Here is a 16,935-nt window from a genome sequence, read left to right as displayed (position 1 = left end):
GTGGCCTGACTGTCAGAGGCGGCCGCTAGGGTCCCCCGCCATGACGGACTCAGACTTCCTCACCGACACCCGGGTGTTCTACGACGCCATCGCCGAGGACTACGCCGCGCTCTTCCTCGATCCGCTCGCCGAGTCGCCGCTGGACCGGGCCGTGCTCGTCGGGTTCGCCGAACTCGTGGGTGAGGGTGGGAAGGTGGCCGATCTGGGGTGCGGCCCCGGCCGGGTGACCCGTTACCTCGCCTCCCTCGGGCTGGACGTCTTCGGGCTCGACCTCTCGGAGTCGATGCTCGCCATCGCCCGGCGGGAACATCCGGAACTGCGGTTCGAGCAGGGGTCGATGCTGGAGTTGGACCTCCCGGACGGGGCCCTCGCCGGGGTGGTCTCCTGGTACTCCTCCATCCACACCCCTGTGGACGAACTCCCCGCCCTCTTCGCCGAGTTCCGCCGCGTGCTCGTCCCCGGCGGCCACCTCCTCCTCGCCTTCCAGGTCGGCGACGTACCCAACCGTCACGAGCAGCCCTTCGGGCACCCGGTGACGCTGGACTTCCTGCGCCGGCAGCCGGAGCAGATGGCGGAGCTGCTCCGGGCGGCCGGTTTCGCGCCCGTCTCCCGCACGGTGCGCGAACCCCGGGGCACGGAGCCGACTCCGCAGGCGGCGCTGATCGTGCGCAGGGACGACAAGCCCTAGAGAGCGCCCGCGATGTCCAGCGCCGCGATGTAGCCGAACGTCATCGCCGGGCCGATCGTCGAGCCCGCGCCGGCGTAGCTGTGGCCCATCACGGCCGAGCTGGCGTTTCCGGCGGCGTACAGGCCCTGGATGACGGAACCGTCGGCGCGCAGCACCCGGGCCCGAGCGTCCGTGACCATGCCGCCCTTCGTGCCCAGGTCGCCGGGGACGATGCGGAAGGCGTAGTACGGGGGCAGCCAGAGGGGGGCCAGGCAGGAGTTGGGGAGGACTGAGGGGTCTGTGTAGTAGTGGTCGTAGGCGCTGTCGCCGCGGTGGAAGTCGGGGTCCGTGCCTTGTAGGGCCTGGGAGTTGAAGCGGTTGACGGTCGCGCGGAGGGCGGCCGGCGGGACGCCGACCGCCGTCGCCAGGGCGTCGACGGTCCAGGCCTTGTAGGCGGCGCCGGAGGTGTACCAGTTGTCGGGGAGTACGAAGGTGGGGGCGACGTCCTTGAAGAGGTACCGGTTGCGGTAGTTCTGGTCGACGATCAGCCAGGCCGGGATGTCGGGGGCGGCGGCGTTGCGCTCGTACATGGTGTGGACGACGTCGCTGTAGGGCGCGGCCTCGTTGACGAAGCGGGCGCCGGCCGCGTTGACGAGGAGGCCGCCGGGGAGGGTGCGTTCGGCGAGGCAGAAGTAGGGCTGGTCGGGGAGCGGGATGGCCGGGCCCCACCAGGCGTCCTCCATCAGGCCGAGGGCGGCGCCGGCCGCCTGACCGGCCCGGATGCCGTCGCCCGTGTTCTCCTTCGCGCCGACCGTCCAGTCCGTCCCGATGGGCTGCTGCTGGTACTGGGCGCGCATGGCCGCGTTGTGCTCGAAGCCGCCGGAGCCGACGACCACGGCCCGGCGGGCGCGGACCAGGCCGGAGGCGCCGTCGCGCGTCACGACGGCCCCGGTCACCTTGCCGCTCTCGACGTACAGATCGGTGAGCGGGGTGTTCAGCCAGACCGGAACTCCCGCGTCCAGCAGCCCCTTCCGCAGCCCGGCGGCCAGCGACTGCCCCATGGTCAGCGGCGTCTGCCCCAGCGCCGCCGCCTTGGTGCCGCGCGCCAGGCACTCGGCGGCGACGGCGGCGCCCTTGACGCTCACCGCGGCGAGGGCGAGCCATTTGTAGTCGGCGCTGAAGACGACCATGCCGGACGGGACCGCCATGTACGGCGGGTTGAGATGGGCGAGTTCGGCGCCGAGGAGCTTGCCGTCGAACTGGTCCGGTTCGATGGAGCGGCCGTTCGGCAGGCCGCCGGTGAGCTCGGGGTAGTAGTCGCTGTAGCCCTCCATCCAGCGGAAGCGGAGGGGGCTGTTCGCCATGACGAAGGAGATCATGGCCGGGCCGTGGGAGAGGAAGGCCTGCTGGCGGGCGGCGGGGACGTCGGCTCCGACGACGGCGGCGAGATACGCGGCGGCCTTGGCGGGCGTGTCCGGGACACCGGCGGCCAGGATCACCGGGTTGTTGGGAATCCAGATCCCGGCACCGGAACGGGCCGCGGACCCACCGAAGGTGGGCGCCTTTTCGAGTACGACGGTGCTGAGCCCCTGCTTCGCCGCCGTGAGCGCGGCGGTCATGCCGGCCGCGCCCGATCCGATGACGACGACGTCGTACGTACCGAGGAGGGGGAGATCAGCCGCGCCGGCACTGCTGCGGGTCCCGGCCGCGAGGGCGAGGCCCGTGGCGGCGGTGGTGCCGAGCACTTGGCGTCGGCTGGGACGTCCACCGGGAAGGAAGGTCTGTCTCGCGGGTTCCGCGCTCGTGGCCATGGCAGGTCGCTCCAACCGGACGAGGGATGGGGTGAGTTGCTCAGGTGCGGAGGTGCGGAATTACGGGTGATGCGAAATTACGGGTGATGCGGATTTACGGCAGATATGGGGAGGGGAATGTGGCGCGGGGGTCTTGGGAAGTCAAGAGCCGTGCCGTCGGGACGTTCCCAGGACGGCGAGGCAGTCCCGCCAGGCGGCCTCGCTCAGCAGCGGCTGGAAGCGGGTGAACAGGGCCAGGAGGTCCGGCCCCCACTGGGTACGGAAGTCCCGGTTCCGGTAGGCCAGGTCGAGTTCGTTGGCCGCGGTGAGCTCGGCGAAGTCCTGGCGGAGGTGGGTCGGCGGGGCGAGGGCGCGGCCCGTGAAGCGGTCGCGGAAGTAGCCGCCCGGAGTGGCGAAGTCGGGGTAGCTGGCCCGGCGGTCGCAGCTCGCGTAGAAGTAGACGATCTCCTCCGCGTCCGGGCCGATCACGGCGGCCAGCTCGGCCCGCCGATCGAGGGAGAGCAGGGCGGCGGGAAAGCCGTCGGTGCCGTAGGCGGCATGGGTCAGACCCGCGAGTTGCAGCGCGGGCCGGGCACCCCAGCCGGCGAGCCGGGCACGCACCCGGTCGAGATGCGCCAGCAGCGTCCCGCCGGGGTGTGCGAGCTGATCGGCGCCCAAGTCGCGCATGAGGGCGGTGGCTTGGTGGGTGAGAGGCATCCGCTGCACGGCGGCTTCCCTTCGACGTCTGGGTCGGCACCCGCCCCTCCCCCGTCCGTTCCGGATCCGGAACGGGTGGGGAGCGGGTTGCCGCCCGTTGGGCCCTGCGAGGATCGTCGTACGGGTGTGCAGGCTCAGTCAATCCTTGGGATTTATGGCTGGACCCAAGTGCTAGCTTAGGGGTCATGACCCTCGATGACCTGCGCGTATTCGTGGCGGTGTGCCGGGCCGGGAGCCTCAGCGCGGTGGCCCGGGAGCTGGGTTGTACACAGTCGGCGGTGAGCCAGCACGTGAAGCGGCTGGAGCGGGAGACCGGCGTGGCCCTGCTGGAGCGGCAGCCGCGCGGAGTCGTACCGACACAGGCCGGACGTCTGCTTGAAGCCGCGGCGGCCGAGGGCATCTCCGGACTCGACCTCGCCGTAAGACAATTGCGGGACCTCGTCGAGGGCGAGAGCGGACACGTGCGCGTGGCGACGGGCGCGACGACGGTACGGCACTTCATGTCGGACGCGGTGGTGGAGTTCCGGCACCAGCATCCGAACGTCAACCTCGAGTTCCGCACGGTCAGTTCGGGCCGCGGCAGCTTCGACGCGCTGGCGGACGGGGCGCTGGACCTGGCGTGGATCACCCTCGGCCCGCCGGTCCGTGGCATCGAGCAGCGTCCGGTGGTGGAGCTGCCATGGGTACTGGCGGTCCGTGCCGACGACCCCCTGGCCGATCGCCCATCCGTGGACCCGGCCGAACTGACCGACGTACGCCTGATCCGCCTGCCCCCGAACTCGGCCTCGGCCGCCCATCTGGACTCGGCCTGCGCGGAGTTGGGTGTGGACTTCGAGTACGACACGAGTGTCGCCGACTGGGACACGGCGCTGCTGCTGGCGGAGCTGGGGGTGGGGCGGGCGGTGGTGCCGGCCTTGCCGGGGCTGGCGGTCCCGGGGGAAGGGGCACTGCGGCTGATCCCCGTACCCCTGCTGCGACCGCTCCCCGTCGGGTGGGCGGTACGGCGTTGGGACGCGCTCAGTCCGCCGGCGCGGGCGTTCGCGGACACGGTGGTGGAGAGCCGACGGAGGGTGTCGACGCGGGTGTTTTGAGGGGGAGTTCGGCCCAGACGGTCTTGCCGATGGGGCGATCGGTGACGCCCCAGGTGGCGGCGAGGAGGGAAACAAGGACGAGCCCTCGCCCGTGCTCGCCGTCGGGTTCGGTGACGAAGCGGAGTTGACGGTCGCCGCGGGGGTCGCTGACCTCGATACGGAGAGTGTTCTCGGGGAGCAACAGGAGCCGTAGCTCGAAGTCGCGGCCGGGGACGCGGCCGTGGGTGACGGCGTTGGCGGCGAGTTCGGCGACGAGGTGCTGGGCGGTGTCGTTCACGTCGGTGTGGTGCGGGTGTCCCCAGGCGGCGAGGCGGTCGGCGGTGAGTCTGCGGGCGAGGCGGGCGCCGCGCGGGGTCGCGCTGAGGCGCAGGGTGAATTGGTCGGTGGGGGTGGAGATTTCGGCGTTCACGTGACTGAGCGTGGTGGGTTGTCTTTACGCTGACCAGGGATGACCTGGCGACGCTCCGTGGCTGTACGGGTGCGGTCGGTTCGGTGTACGTGCTGTCGGGTGGGACGGGTGAGGCGCGTGGGTGACGTGGGTGAGCGGCGGCCGGAGACACCGGCGGAGGCCGAGGGAACGACGGGGTTGTTCGTCGCGCTGGGCAAGATGGTGAAGTTCCTGCGCGAGCGGAAGGGGCTTACGCAGAAGGAGTTCGGGGAGCTGGTGGGGTACGGGCCGGATGCGATCTCGGCGATGGAGCGGGGGGTGCGGGTTCTTCGGCCGGAAGTTCTGACTAAGGCGGACGAACTGCTCGATGCCGGGGGCCTGTTGCTGGAGGTGATCCCGGAGGTCGAGGAGGCGATGGCCAAGGCTCGGACTCGGCATCCGGAGTGGTATCGGAGTTATGCGGGGTTGGAGGCGCAGGCGGTTGAGCTGCACTTCTACGCCAACAACGGGGTTCCAGGGCTGCTGCAGACCGAGGACCATGCGCAGGTCGTGTTCGCGAAACGACGGCCATTCCTCAGCGAGGAGACAATCGAGAAGCGGGTCGCGGATCGGCTCTCCCGTCAGCAGGTCCTGGAGCGGTGGCCCGCGCCGATCGTGAGCTACGTCCTCGAAGAGGTCTTGTTGGACCGGCCGATCGGCGGAGGGCGCGTGCACGCCGACCAGCTTCGGCGCCTGCTGCATGTCGGGCAGATGCAGAACGTCGAGATCCAGGTGATGCCGACCCGCGTGGAGGAACACCCCAACCTGGACAGTGCGTTCAACCTTCTGGTGCCCAAGGGGTACGGGCAGGTTGCGTACACGGAGACCCAGGGATACCCCCGGCTGATCACCGACTCCGAAGAGGTCCGGAAGATCGCCGACCGCTATGGGATCATGCGGGCGATGGCACTCTCTCCCTCGGAGTCCCGGAAGTTGATCGAGCAGAAGCTGGAGGAGCTATGAACACCGAGCGGCTCACCTGGTTCAAGTCCAGCTACAGCAGCGGCGAGGGCGGCGAATGCCTCGAAGTCGCCGTCACCCCCACCACCATCCACCTCCGCGACTCCAAGCACCCCGCCGGCCCTCACCTCACCCTCTCCCTCGGCGCCTGGTCGGTGTTCCTCTCAGGGGAGTTGGTCGGCTAGGGGCGCCAGCGCTTCCGCTGCCTCCAAGGCGTCTTCGACGTCCCGGCGCGCGTGTCGCTCCTCCTGCGCGTCGGCCAGCTCACGGAGCAGGGGAATCGTCGCCGGGTGGGCCGGCCAGCCATAGGCGAGGGCCTGGAAGGCGGCGGTGCGGACCTCGGGAGCCAGATCGGCGACAGCTCGGTCGCGGAGGACCTCCGCCCCGTACTCGTCCTTCTGGTGGATGGCCCACCACCTCAGCGCGATGCCCCGGTTCCCGGCGGAGGGGTCGGCGATCGCGCAGTGGCGGAGTGTGTCCCGCGTCGAGGGGTCGTCTCCCCTGTCGATGGCCAGCAGAACCAGGGCCGTCAGCCTCACATCGGAGTCGACGTCGGCGCGGGCGCGCTCACGGACCAGGCCCCACAGAAACCCTTCGTCGCCCTCGTGATGCCTCAGCAGCAGCAGTGCCGCTCTGCGGACATCGGGCTGCTCGTCCGTGGTGAGTCTGTCGAAGACCATCTCCCAGCTGCCGTTGTCATCCGGTCTGTGCAAACAGAGCCCGACGAGCGCCATCCAACGGACCCTCCGGTCAGGGTCCTCGAAAACGAGCCTGCTGGCTGCTATCCACGCAGCGCTGTTCTTGCCGTAGTTCTCCAGCAAGGCCAGAAGCGCGTACTCGCGAGCGACGGCGCCGGGATCCTCTGCGATCCGGCGGTGCAGAAAGTCCTCGTCATCGGCCTCACGACCCTTCCTCCGGCCCAACAACACACACGCGGATGCTCGCAGGCTCTCGTCCGGATCCTCGACGGCCTGCTGCCGCACCAAGTCCCAGGTGTCGGACTCGTCGCCTCTCATTGTCACGAGTGCCCCCAGCGCAACACTCCGCATGCTCGATCGCTGGTCCGTCGCGAGTCCGCGGACGACTTGCCATTCGTCGGGCCTGGTCGCCAGATAGTGCACCGCCCGCCCACGAATGTCGTCCTCCGGATCCGACACGGCAAGGTCACGGATCAGTGCCCATACACGGTCCCCCGAACTGCGCGCGGCGTAGAGCCCGTCGAGGGCGACACGACGGACTTGCCAGTCCGGATCCTCAGCGGCGCGGCACAACAGTTCCCACGTACGCGGGTCGTGGCCGCAGTACTGCGCGAGCGCGCCGAGTACTGCCTTGCGTTCCTTCCGATCCAGCCCGGACACGGCCGCTTCGAGCACCGGATCCCACGCGTCGCTCTCCACGCTCTCGTACCTGCTTCGCAGAGACAGGGCGAGGGCTCTGACCAGTGTCGAGGAATCGTTCTGGGAACAGTCCCGAATGAGGGCTCGTACCTCGTCGTCTCCCACAAGGTGCTCGGCGTCCTTTACTCCGTGCTCACGAAAGAACGGATCGGACTGGCGCAGCGCCCAGCACACTTCATCGCCGAATTCGGGTAGGCCTCTCGAAAGCTCCCCTCGGGACATTCCAGTGGCCGTCACCTTCCTCATGACCCGCAGCAGCTCCACCGATCGGTAGAACGAGCACGCCAACCTGCTTGGCAACTCGCGGTGTTGCTCGAACTGCCCCTTCAGATGGAACCACCGCAGGAATCGGTCCCGCCCGCTCCAGTGGACCGGGAGAACGCCCACGGCGAACGTGATCTCCTCCACTTGGCGGTCCAGCCCCGACAGCCCCGACTCCGCGAAGCGGATGATCGCGTCCACCAGTGCCCGGCTCTGCGCGGCGAGCGCCCCGATCCGCCGCACCTCGCCCAACGCCTTTACAGCCAGGGCCAGTAGCGGGACATCGGAGTCACCCCGCCGCCGATGCAGCTCCAACAACCCGTCGATCGCCGCCCCCGCCTCCCGCTCCCCCAACTGCCCCACCAACAGAAGCAGCACCTCATGCCAGGCCGGATCCACGGCCCGCCGTACGAAGACCTGCTCGATCAGCTCCTCCGGCGTCCACTCCCGCTCACGCGTGTACCGGCGCCCGATGTCCTCCGCCGCCAGGTACTCCAGGAACGTCCGGTGCACGAAGGCGTACGTTCCGGCGCCGTAATGCCCGATGATGAAGTTCCGCTCCCGCAGCTGGCGCACCATGGTCCGAGCCGCCACCACCGCCTGCGCCACCGGCAACTCGTACTGCTCCCGCAAGTACTCCTTGAAGGTGGCCAACAGCTCATCCTGGTGGATGTAGTTGCCCTCGATGCCGTCCGCGCCCTCCTGGATCCTGCGCGCGACCAGGCACAGCAGCTCCTGCCGGTCCTCGTCGCCGAGGTAGGACAGCGCCTCCACGTCCTCGGGGGTGTGCAGGTTCTTGGCCTGCTGGTCCCAGTGGGCGACCAGGACGGCGACCGCGTGGCGGTACACGCCCTGGCGGTCGCGTGGGAGTTCGCGGCGGCGGCCGACGATGGCCAGGATCGTCAGCAGCAGGGGGTTGCCCGCGAGGCCCTGAAGGGAACGGGACTGGGCGACCGCGCCCGTGAGGCGACGGTACAGCCGCTCGGCCAGCTCCCCGTCCTGCGCGCACGCGGCCCCGTACCACCGCCGCGCGAACTCGTCGATCCGCCCCTCGTCGAGGTCCTCGACCTTGAAGTGTTCGAACCCGGCCCGTTCCAACACCCCGTGCAGATAGCCGATCACCCGCGAGGTGACCACGACCCGTACCCCGGCGTCCGCGTACCGCCCCGCGAAGTCGGCGATGCGGTGGCTTACTTCCTTGCGAGCGGCCGGGTCGAAGAGTTCGTCGAGGCCGTCGAAGACGACCACCGCGCGCCCCTCCGACAGGACCCGCTCCACGACGGCGTACGGCGGCGCCATGCCCTTGGTGGTGTGCAGGTGCCGTAGGAAGTCCTCGAAGGTGCGGTCCCGCCAGCCGGCGGCCGCGTACTCGCGCAGTTCGACGACCAGGGGCACGCGGCCGGCGAGGGGTTCCAGCGGGTGACCGGCGGGCATCGTTCCCGTCAGCAGGAGTGCCAGGCAGCGGGCCAGCGTGGACTTGCCCGCCCCCGGATCACCAAGCAGGACGAGCCGGCTCGCGTCCGGGTCCGCCAGTACCTCCAGCACATCCCGCGCCGGACGCTCCGCGTACTCCTGCCGGGCCCGGTCCAGAGCCTCCCGTTCCAGACCGGGCGGCAGACTCGACGGCCACTCGCCCGCCTCAACGAGCCGCTGTCGGATGTCCCTCGGCAGCTCCACCGGCGGCGGATTCGACCGGACGAACGGCGGTACGAACACCTCCTCCAGCCCGACCGGCGGATGCTCCCCCTCCTCCGTGGGGATCAGCACCTCCAGGTCCAGCCGACCGTACGTCTCGCGAATCCGGGTGGCGTACCGCCGTAGCGCCTCGGCGATCTCCTCCGATGTCAACTCGTCGGCGGGCGGCGTCTGTTGCACGTACTGGTTCTCGATGTACGTCGCACTGCTGCCGTCGCCCGTCGCCGCGGCCATGACGTCCCCGCCCGCGCCTACCGACCGCTCCCCGCCTGCCGTCACCTGGTCCGCGTCCCGTGCCATGGCAGGACGGTAGCGGGCAGGCGGGCGGGGCCGGGTGGCTTCCGGTCCGCTACTGCGGGAACGCTGCCACCACGGTCAACTCCTTCGCACCCGTGGCCGTGATCCCGGATCCAGTCCCCGGCAGCAGAACACCCGTGCCGAAGTAGTAGTCGGGCGACACCAGCAGGTCCTTGTCGCCGTCGCGGTCGATGTCGCGGATGCGGACGAGGAGGCCGAACATCTCGTACTCCGTCGGGGTGCCGGGGACGCCCGCCGTCGCGCGGCTGAACCACTGGGAGTTGGTGCCGGTGAGGCCGCTCTTGCCGCCGCGCAGGACGTGGACGCCACCCGCGGTGGCCGTGGAGCCGACCTTCTCCTCGGGGACGCCGACCGCCAGGTCCGGGTAGCCGTCGCCGTTGGTGTCGCCGGCGGAGAGGCTCGCGCCGAAGCTGTCGCCCTTCGTGGCGGCCGTGGCCACGCCCGAAGTGGACTGCGAGAGACGGTACTTCGTGGTCGGGGCCGTGCTGCCGCCCCGCCACACCACCACTGATCCGGCACTGTTGTTGGAGCGGGTGTCGCTGACCGCGAGGTCGCCGTAACCGTCCTTGTTGAAGTCGGCGACCACACCGGTCGGGCTGTAGTCCGCCTTCGAGCTGTCGACCACCGTGACCTTGCCCGGCTTGATCGTCGATCCGCCGCGCAGGAACCACACGTCCTGGGTCATCTTGTCGCTGTGGTAGCCCTGCCCGAGGACGAACAGGTCGGTCGCCTTGTCCTTGGTGACCTTTCCGGCGACCAGGCCGGTGGGTTCGAGGACGTCGGTGACCGACGGACTCGGCGTGTGCTTGGTGACCGATCCCGTCGTACCCGACTTGGAGAAGCCGCCCCGGTAGATGTAGACGTTCTCGACGCCGTCGGTGACGGCGAGGTCGGCCTTGCCGTCGCCGTTGAAGTCGCCGGTCTCGATCTGGTCGCCGAAGCCGTAGTCCGCGCGGGCGGTGACCTTGAGGCGGACGGCTCCGGTGCCGGTGAGGCCGGTCTTGCTGCCCCAGAGGATGGTGACCGCGCCCGCGCCGGCCTTGCTGCCGACCTTCTCGGAGGAGTCGGCGACGGCGAGATCGGCGTATCCGTCTCGGTTGAGGTCGGCGGCGGCGAGGTCGTCGCCGAACGAGTCGGCGTAACCGCCCGCGTCTCCGGCGGTTCCGGGGACTCCGGCGCTGGCCTGCGTGAACTTCTTGGTGGTGGTGCCGGGGCCGGTGGCCGTCCCGTAGGTGACGGTGAACTCGCCACCGGTGCTCGCGGACGCGAAGTCGCGGTAGCCGTCGCCGTTGAAGTCGTCGGCGTACTTCGCCGGGGTGGCCGCGCTCGCGGCGCTCACCGAGAGGGCGAGCAGACCGCTGGTCAGGGCCACGGCCGTGGCCGCGGCGAGCGGGCGGTGAAGGGAGGTACGGGTGAACATGCAGGGGAGACTCGTGGTGCCGGGTAATGGTTGTGCCAAGTGCGCTGCGTAATCGCACCCCACGGGACATGACTGGTACATGACCAGACCTCTCCTGCGGGTGAAGCGGACGCTCACCCTCCTGGCCGCGACCCTCACCTCCCTCGGCCTGGCCCTGGGTCCCGCATACGCGGAGACGGTCCCACCCGTCTTCGGCACCGACTACCACGACCCCGTCACCGCCGCCCCGCCCATCACCAAGCCGCACACCAGGTCCTGTGAAGTCACCGTCGCCGAGGCGCAGTTCAAGGACTTCACGCCGTACACGGGGACGTACGCGCCGCCGACGGGGTGCGGGGCGCCCGGCCGTTGGTCGAAGGTCGTGCTGCGGATGGACGGGGACGTGAAGGGACGGCAGTACGACCGCCTCGGGTATCTCGACATCGGCGGGGTGCAGGTCTTCCGGACCTCCACCCCCGAGCCCTCTCAGGACGGGATCAACTGGTCCGTCGAGAAGGACGTGACGGAGTACGCGAAGACGCTGAGCAGCGCGCAGTCCGTGGACATGCTGATCGGAAACGTTGTCAACGACACGTACACCGGCGTGTTGAACGTCAAGGTGACGCTCACCTTCTATGCGCCCGAGCACGGCCGCAGCACCGACACCCCCGACCAGGTCATCCCCCTCAGCGACGGCGACAGCGTCACCACCGGCGCCTCCCTCACCACGCCGCGCAACTCCGAACGGATCCTCGCCGAGGTGTACGCCACCGGATCGGGCGGCGGGTGCGAGGAGTTCTGGTACACGGCGGTCACCTCGTCGGCGTCGTACTCCTGCAAGGGCGGGGACGACGGGCCGTACCGGGAGGTGGAGGTGAGGATCGACGGGAAGGTGGCCGGGATCGCCTCGCCGTATCCGAATGTGTGGACCGGCGGTTGGTCCCCGTACCTCTGGTCGGTCATCCCCTCACCCACCGCCTTCGACGTACGGCCGCTGCGGTTCGATCTCACGCCGTTCGCGGGGGAGTTGAACGACGGCAAGGCGCACACCGTGGATGTGTCCGTGCTGGGGGTGCCGGCCGGGCAGACCGGGTGGAGTGCGCCGACGAACATCCTCGTGTGGCAGGACGCGCATCGGGCGGTGGTGAAGGGCGCGGTGACGTCGTACGAGGGCGGCGAGCCGGCCGTGAGCAACAGCTACCAGGACGGTGACCTGCGCTCCCTCGCGACCACCGGCAGCCATCGGCTCTCGGTGTCCGGGTACGTCGACACCTCCCACGGGCGGGTGACGACCACCGTCGAGCGGGTGCTCGGCACGTCCATCGGCCATCAGTGGACGCCCGACGAGAACACCGATGACCTGAACGGGCGTTGGACCGACGACCAGACGGTCACCGTCAACGGTCGTGCCGCCCGTACCGACCGCACCTACACCCTCGACGGACGCGCCACCATCGACGCCGACAACCGGCTGCGGGTCGTCATGTCGGTCGGGGATCACGCCCGGATGGGCGGGGTGCGGATGGACGACACGTACCACGGCGACGCGACCTTCACGCTGGGGGTGGCTCGGGAGGACCGGCAGGCGGTGGCTGCGACGGGTGAGCGGTATCGGCTGCGGGGGGACGGGGTCTGTTACGACCATTCGCTCGCGACCGAGCAAGGGGTGCTGACAGCGGACGTACGGCGCTGCTGAGCGGCGGCGGAGTCGGAGTCGGTCCTCCGAACCGTCTGGCGCAGACACGCCATGTAGCATGAGCGCCCACGTAATCGGCGGGATTGCCCGGGGATGCGCATGAGGGATCTGGATCCCACCGATCCGTCTGCCATAGGCGGTTACCCCCTGCTGGCTCGGCTCGGGGCCGGCGGTATGGGGCAAGTGTTCCTCTCGCGCACCCCGTCGGGCCGCCCGCTCGCGCTGAAGACGGTGCGGCCCGAACTGGGGGCCGACCCGGCCTTCGAGGAGCGGTTCGCCCGCGAGATCGCCAGCAGCGACCAGGTCCGCTCTCCCTGGGCGGTCGCCGTCGTCGACTGCAGCCCGGCCGGTCGGCGGCCGCAGTGGCTGGCCACGGAGTACGTCGCCGCGCCTTCCCTCGCCGACTGGGTGGAGCGCTACGGCCCCCTGCCCGAGCCCGCTGTACGGGCGCTGGCCGCGGAGCTCGCCGAGGGGTTGCGGGCCGTGCACCGGGCGGGGCTGGCGCACCGGGACGTGAAGCCGTCCAACGTGCTGCTCGGCCGCCGCCACCCCCTCCTCATCGACTTCGGCATCGCGCGTGCGGCCGACGACACCCGCCACACCCGTACCGGCGGGGTGATCGGCTCACCCGGGTACATGGCGCCGGAACAGGTCACCGGCGGGGGCTCGGCCGAGGCCGGGGACGTCTTCGCGCTGGGTGCCGTGCTGGTGTACGCGGCCACCGGCGAGGGGCCGTTCCTGCGGTCGGGCGAGGACGGGTCGGCCGCGCGGCTGCTGTACCGGATCGTGCACGAGGAGCCGGTCCTGGACGGCGTTCCGCGGTCACTGCTGGCGCTGGTGGCCGCCTGCCTGCACAAGTCGCCGGACGAACGTCCGACCGCCGAGGCGTTCCTGGAGCGGATCGGTGACACCGCAGCGGGCGGCTGGGCCGCCGGGGCGCTTGCCGGGCTGGAGGCGGAACTCACCTCCAGGGAGGCCGAGTTGCGGGCGCGGCTGGAGCGGCCGACACCCCTTCCCGCGCCGCCGTCCCACGCCCCCGCGGCCGCCATGGCCTCAAGTCCCGCACCTTTGACCATGGTTGAGCCCGCCCCGGCCCCGTCGACCACACCGGCCGCCCCACCCGTCGGATTCGGACCGCCCCTCCCCTACACGCCTCCCGCCGCCCTGCCCGCCCCAGCGGTTCCCGTGCGACGCAGGGTCCGCGCCCGGACGTTGGCCATCTGCGTGGGTGTGGTGGCGGCCGTGGCCGTCGTCGTCGCGCTGGCCTGGCCGAACGGCGGCAACGGAGGCGACGGCGGTAACGGCGACAAGGCGGACGACAGGCCCACCTCGTCGCCCTCCCCGTCAGGTTCCACGGCCACCGCGGCCGCTCTGCCCGCCTCCTGGGTCGGCACCTGGAAGGGCACCGGGCCGGGCAGCACGTCGGCCGACGGTGTCGTCAACGCCCGTACCAGCGGCGTCACCGTCGTCGTCACCCTGCACGCGGCGGCGCGCGGTGAACTCGTGGGCCGCCAGGTCAGTCACATCACCGAGGCCGGCAGCGGCCGGGACATCGGTTGCACCGAGACGCTGCTCCTGCGGGAGACCCATGGAACGTCCATGGTCTTCGAAGCGGCGACGAGCAGGCCCACCGACGCGTCCGCCGGGGTGGTCTGCGTGCGCGGCAACGTCTACACGCTGGCCAAGACGAGCGCCGACGCCCTCACCCTCGTCGACGAGGGAAGCCAGGCGGCCGGCTCACCGTCCCGGCTGAACCGCTCGCCGTCCTAGCGGCCGAGGTTCGAGGAGCCCAGCGCCATGCCCGTCACCCCCCTCCCCAGCCTGCTCGCCGTCTTCGCCCACCCCGACGACGAGTCCCTGTCGGCGGGCGGGGTGCTCGCTCGGCACGCGGCGTCCGGGGCGCGGACCGGGGTCGTCACGGCCACCTGGGCTGAAGGCACGGGCAGGGCAGGGGAGTTGGCGGAGGCGTTGCGGATCCTCGGGGCCGGGAAGCCGCGGATGCTCGGCTACGCCGACGCCAAGGTGCCGGAGTCGGCGCCGGGCGCCGCCCGTCTTCTCGACGCGCCGCTCGACGAGGCCGTACGGCAACTCGTCGGCCACATCCGGGAGTTCCGGCCGGAGATCGTCGTAACGCATGACGCGTACGGCGGGCTGAGCGGCCATCCGGACCATGTGCACACGCACCGGGTGACCGCGCTCGCGGTGGAGGCGGCGGGGTGGGAGCGGCTCCACCCGGAAGCCGGGGAGGCCTGGCGGCCGGGTGCGCTGCTCCTCGCGACTCATCCCGACTCCGCCGCACGTGCGTTGGGGAGTGTGCTGATGCGGCCGGGGCGGGAGATGTTCAGCGTGCCGGACGCCTGGGTCGACGCGGCCGTGGATGTCGGGCCGTGGGTGGAGCAGAAGGTCGACGCCGTCCTGGCGCATCGGAGCGAGGTGCGGCGGGGTGCGCTGCCCGGGCGGATCGCCGGGCTGGAGGCGGGTGAGCGGAGGCGGTTGCTGGGCACCGAGTGGTACCTGGGCGGCGGGTCCTACTTCGCGTACAGGCCCTCGATCTCCCCCGCGAAGTCCCGCATCACGTTCTCCCTGCGCAGCTTCATCGACGGGGTCAGGTGAGCCGCCTCCTCCGTGAAGTCGCAGGGGAGGATGGTGAAGCGGCGGATCGACTCGGGGCGGGAGACGAGTTTGTTGGCCTCGTCCACGGCGCGTTGCAGGATCGCCTTCAACTCCTCGTCGTTGACCAGGAGTTCGGCCGGGACGGGGTGTTTGCCGTTCATCTGGCGCCAGTGGGTGATGCCGTCCATGTCGAGGGTGATGAGGGCGGCTATGTAGGGGCGGCGGTCGCCCACCACCATGCACTGGGAGATCAAGGGATGCGAGCGGAGCCAGTTCTCGAGGGGTGCGGGGGCGGTGTTCTTGCCGCCCGCCGTGATGATGATCTCCTTCTTGCGGCCCGTGATCGTGAGGTAGCCCTCGTCGTCCAGGCGGCCGATGTCGCCCGTCGGGAACCAGCCGTCCGTGGAGGCGGGGATGACGCCGTTGCCGTGCGGGTCCCAGTAGCCGCGGAAGACCTGGCCGCCGGCCAGCAGGATCTCGCCGTCCGCCGCGATCCGGACCTTCGTGCCGGGCATGGGCCAACCCACCGTGCCCAGACGGGGTTTGAGCGGTGGCGTCACCGTCGCCGCGCCCGTCGACTCCGTCAGGCCGTACCCCTCGTAGATCTCCATGCCCGCGCCGGCGTAGAACGCGGCCAGGCGGCGGCCGAGCGGCGAGCCGCCGGAGATGAGGTGGCGGATTCGGCCGCCCATGGCGTTGCGGATACGGCGGTAGACCAGCGGGTCGTAGAAGGCGCGGGCCGTCTTGAGGGCCGTGCTCGGGCCCGAGCCGGTGCCCGCGTGGCGGGCCTCCACCGCCTCGCCGTGACGGACCGCCACGTTCGCCGCGCGGTCGAAGAGGGCTGCACGCCCGCCGGCCTCGGCCTTGGCGCGCGCGTTGTTGTAGACCTTCTCCAGCATGTACGGGATACAGAGGAGGAAGGTCGGGCGGAAGGCGGCGAGGTCGGACAGGAGGTCCTCCGAGTCCAGGCTCGGCGCGTGGCCCAGGCGGACGCGGGCCCGGATGCAGGCGATCGCCACCATCCTCCCGAACACGTGCGACATGGGGAGGAAGAGGAGGGTGGAGGGGTCCTCGGACTTCGTCTTGAAGATAGGGTAGAGGAGTTCGGTGGCGTTGTCGACCTCGGCGAGGAAGTTGCCGTGCGTGAGGACGCAGCCCTTGGGGCGGCCCGTCGTGCCCGAGGTGTAGATGACCGTCGCGAGCGTGTCGGGGACGAGCATGCCCCGGCGTACCGCCACCTCCTGCTCGGGGACCGGTTCGCCCAGTTCGGCCAGGCGGTCGAGGTGGCCCTTCTCGGTGATCCAGAGGTGGCGCAGGTCGGGCAGGCGGCTGAGTTCGGGGCCGAGGGCAGCCGCCTGCGCGGCCGTCTCCGTCACCAGGGCGACCGCGCCGGAGTCCTGGAGGATCCAGCGGGTCTGGAAGACTGAGGAGGTGGGGTAGATGGGGACGGTGACCAGGCCCGCGGCCCAGGCGGCGAAGTCGAGGAGCGTCCACTCGTAGATAGTGCGGGCCATGACCGCGATACGGTCGCCGGCCACCAGGCCCTCCGAGATCAGGCCTTTGGCCAGGGCCTGCACCTGCGCGGCGAACTCCGCCGCCGTCACGTCCGTCCACTCCCCGTCCGGTGTACGGCGGCTGAGCACACGCGCGTCCGGTGCAGTGTCCGCGTTGTCGAACGGCAGGTCGGCGAGCGAGCCGTGGGTGGGCGTCGGGACCAGCGGCGGGACCGAGACCTCGCGCACTTCGCCGTCCAGCCGCCGGATCTCGGGCGCCACCAACTGGGGCACGCCGTCGTAGTCGGACGCGGACGGGTAGGGCACGGGCACGGACATTTCAGCTCCTGGGGCGTGCAGCTCGGTTCCGCTCTGCTGTACATATACGTGCAGTTCGTACCGAGTCGTTCA

General features: G+C 70.6%; 13 protein-coding genes. 7 read left to right on the top strand and 6 right to left on the bottom strand.

The features are described from left to right. The first annotated feature begins 40 nt into the window (after window positions 1–40). On the top strand, window positions 41–688 hold the full coding sequence (locus ACQEWB_RS27970) for a class I SAM-dependent methyltransferase (protein WP_432835666.1): 648 nt from the start codon (window positions 41–43) through the stop codon (window positions 686–688). Here ACQEWB_RS27970 and kstD read toward each other — a convergent pair. Both kstD and ACQEWB_RS27960 read right to left on the bottom strand, forming a co-directional pair. After that, entirely contained in the window at window positions 685–2,478 is a 1,794-nt protein-coding gene (gene kstD, locus ACQEWB_RS27965; RefSeq protein ID WP_432835664.1) for a 3-oxosteroid 1-dehydrogenase, read from the bottom strand. The genes ACQEWB_RS27970 and kstD overlap by 4 nt on opposite strands. 141 nt (window positions 2,479–2,619) lie before the next feature. Then, the gene (locus ACQEWB_RS27960) at window positions 2,620–3,174 is read right to left on the bottom strand and encodes a DUF6817 domain-containing protein (protein ID WP_432844049.1); all 555 of its coding nucleotides are present in this window, start codon (window positions 3,172–3,174) and stop codon (window positions 2,620–2,622) included. A 185-nt stretch (window positions 3,175–3,359) separates the two neighbouring features. On the opposite strand from ACQEWB_RS27960, the gene ACQEWB_RS27955 reads away from it, so the two are divergent. Beyond that, window positions 3,360–4,265, top strand: a complete 906-nt coding sequence (locus ACQEWB_RS27955) for a LysR family transcriptional regulator (protein ID WP_432835662.1) — start codon at window positions 3,360–3,362, stop codon at window positions 4,263–4,265. Here ACQEWB_RS27955 and ACQEWB_RS27950 read toward each other — a convergent pair. Next, window positions 4,192–4,674: an ATP-binding protein gene (locus ACQEWB_RS27950; protein ID WP_432835660.1), complete on the bottom strand. Its 483-nt coding sequence runs from the start codon at window positions 4,672–4,674 to the stop codon at window positions 4,192–4,194. The genes ACQEWB_RS27955 and ACQEWB_RS27950 overlap by 74 nt on opposite strands. A 126-nt stretch (window positions 4,675–4,800) precedes the next feature. Here ACQEWB_RS27950 and ACQEWB_RS27945 point away from each other — a divergent pair, with 126 nt between their 5' ends. Both ACQEWB_RS27945 and ACQEWB_RS27940 read left to right on the top strand, forming a co-directional pair. Then, window positions 4,801–5,655 carry a helix-turn-helix domain-containing protein gene (locus ACQEWB_RS27945; RefSeq protein WP_432844047.1) on the top strand — a complete coding sequence of 285 codons (855 nt, stop codon included), beginning with the start codon at window positions 4,801–4,803 and terminating at the stop codon, window positions 5,653–5,655. Beyond that, the gene (locus ACQEWB_RS27940; RefSeq protein WP_432835658.1) at window positions 5,652–5,837 is read left to right on the top strand and encodes a DUF397 domain-containing protein; all 186 of its coding nucleotides are present in this window, start codon (window positions 5,652–5,654) and stop codon (window positions 5,835–5,837) included. The genes ACQEWB_RS27945 and ACQEWB_RS27940 overlap by 4 nt, the downstream gene beginning before the upstream one ends. Here the strand turns inward: ACQEWB_RS27940 and ACQEWB_RS27935 are convergent. Further along, window positions 5,817–9,305 carry a HEAT repeat domain-containing protein gene (locus ACQEWB_RS27935; protein ID WP_432835656.1) on the bottom strand — a complete coding sequence of 1,163 codons (3,489 nt, stop codon included), beginning with the start codon at window positions 9,303–9,305 and terminating at the stop codon, window positions 5,817–5,819. The genes ACQEWB_RS27940 and ACQEWB_RS27935 overlap by 21 nt on opposite strands. 49 nt (window positions 9,306–9,354) lie before the next feature. After that, window positions 9,355–10,743, bottom strand: coding sequence for an FG-GAP and VCBS repeat-containing protein (locus ACQEWB_RS27930; RefSeq protein WP_432835654.1), 1,389 nt, complete (start codon window positions 10,741–10,743; stop codon window positions 9,355–9,357). Window positions 10,744–10,822: 79 nt separating this feature from the next. Here ACQEWB_RS27930 and ACQEWB_RS27925 point away from each other — a divergent pair, with 79 nt between their 5' ends. The 3 genes from ACQEWB_RS27925 to ACQEWB_RS27915 all read left to right on the top strand — a co-directional run bounded on the left by ACQEWB_RS27925 (window position 10,823) and on the right by ACQEWB_RS27915 (window position 15,031). Continuing rightward, window positions 10,823–12,418, top strand: a complete 1,596-nt coding sequence (locus ACQEWB_RS27925) for a peptide-N4-asparagine amidase (RefSeq protein WP_432835652.1) — start codon at window positions 10,823–10,825, stop codon at window positions 12,416–12,418. Between the two features lie 93 nt (window positions 12,419–12,511). Then, the gene (locus tag ACQEWB_RS27920) at window positions 12,512–14,188 is read left to right on the top strand and encodes a serine/threonine-protein kinase (RefSeq protein ID WP_432835650.1); all 1,677 of its coding nucleotides are present in this window, start codon (window positions 12,512–12,514) and stop codon (window positions 14,186–14,188) included. Window positions 14,189–14,215: 27 nt separating this feature from the next. Continuing rightward, window positions 14,216–15,031, top strand: a complete 816-nt coding sequence (locus ACQEWB_RS27915; protein WP_432835648.1) for a PIG-L deacetylase family protein — start codon at window positions 14,216–14,218, stop codon at window positions 15,029–15,031. Here the strand turns inward: ACQEWB_RS27915 and ACQEWB_RS27910 are convergent. Continuing rightward, window positions 14,947–16,863, bottom strand: coding sequence for an AMP-dependent synthetase/ligase (locus ACQEWB_RS27910; RefSeq protein WP_432835645.1), 1,917 nt, complete (start codon window positions 16,861–16,863; stop codon window positions 14,947–14,949). The two genes, ACQEWB_RS27915 and ACQEWB_RS27910, sit on opposite strands and share 85 nt — an antisense overlap. Window positions 16,864–16,935: the final 72 nt, after the last annotated feature.

It is taken from the genome of Streptomyces sp. CA-249302 (assembly GCF_050936785.1).
Classification (GTDB): Bacteria; Actinomycetota; Actinomycetes; order Streptomycetales; family Streptomycetaceae; genus Streptomyces.
This window is presented reverse-complemented; position numbering and strand designations above follow the sequence as displayed.

Bases quoted from the DNA above. Each gene is read 5' to 3' on its own strand.
- ACQEWB_RS27935 (WP_432835656.1), bottom strand. From the start codon at position 9,305: ATGGCACGGGACGCGGACCAGGTGACGGCAGGCGGGGAGCGGTCGGTA.
- ACQEWB_RS27970 (WP_432835666.1), top strand. From the start codon at position 41: ATGACGGACTCAGACTTCCTCACCGACACCCGGGTGTTCTACGACGCC.
- ACQEWB_RS27940 (WP_432835658.1), top strand. From the start codon at position 5,652: ATGAACACCGAGCGGCTCACCTGGTTCAAGTCCAGCTACAGCAGCGGC.
- kstD (WP_432835664.1), bottom strand. From the start codon at position 2,478: ATGGCCACGAGCGCGGAACCCGCGAGACAGACCTTCCTTCCCGGTGGA.
- ACQEWB_RS27930 (WP_432835654.1), bottom strand. From the start codon at position 10,743: ATGTTCACCCGTACCTCCCTTCACCGCCCGCTCGCCGCGGCCACGGCC.
- ACQEWB_RS27910 (WP_432835645.1), bottom strand. From the start codon at position 16,863: ATGTCCGTGCCCGTGCCCTACCCGTCCGCGTCCGACTACGACGGCGTG.
- ACQEWB_RS27960 (WP_432844049.1), bottom strand. From the start codon at position 3,174: ATGCCTCTCACCCACCAAGCCACCGCCCTCATGCGCGACTTGGGCGCC.
- ACQEWB_RS27955 (WP_432835662.1), top strand. From the start codon at position 3,360: ATGACCCTCGATGACCTGCGCGTATTCGTGGCGGTGTGCCGGGCCGGG.
- ACQEWB_RS27915 (WP_432835648.1), top strand. From the start codon at position 14,216: ATGCCCGTCACCCCCCTCCCCAGCCTGCTCGCCGTCTTCGCCCACCCC.
- ACQEWB_RS27920 (WP_432835650.1), top strand. From the start codon at position 12,512: ATGCGCATGAGGGATCTGGATCCCACCGATCCGTCTGCCATAGGCGGT.
- ACQEWB_RS27925 (WP_432835652.1), top strand. From the start codon at position 10,823: ATGACCAGACCTCTCCTGCGGGTGAAGCGGACGCTCACCCTCCTGGCC.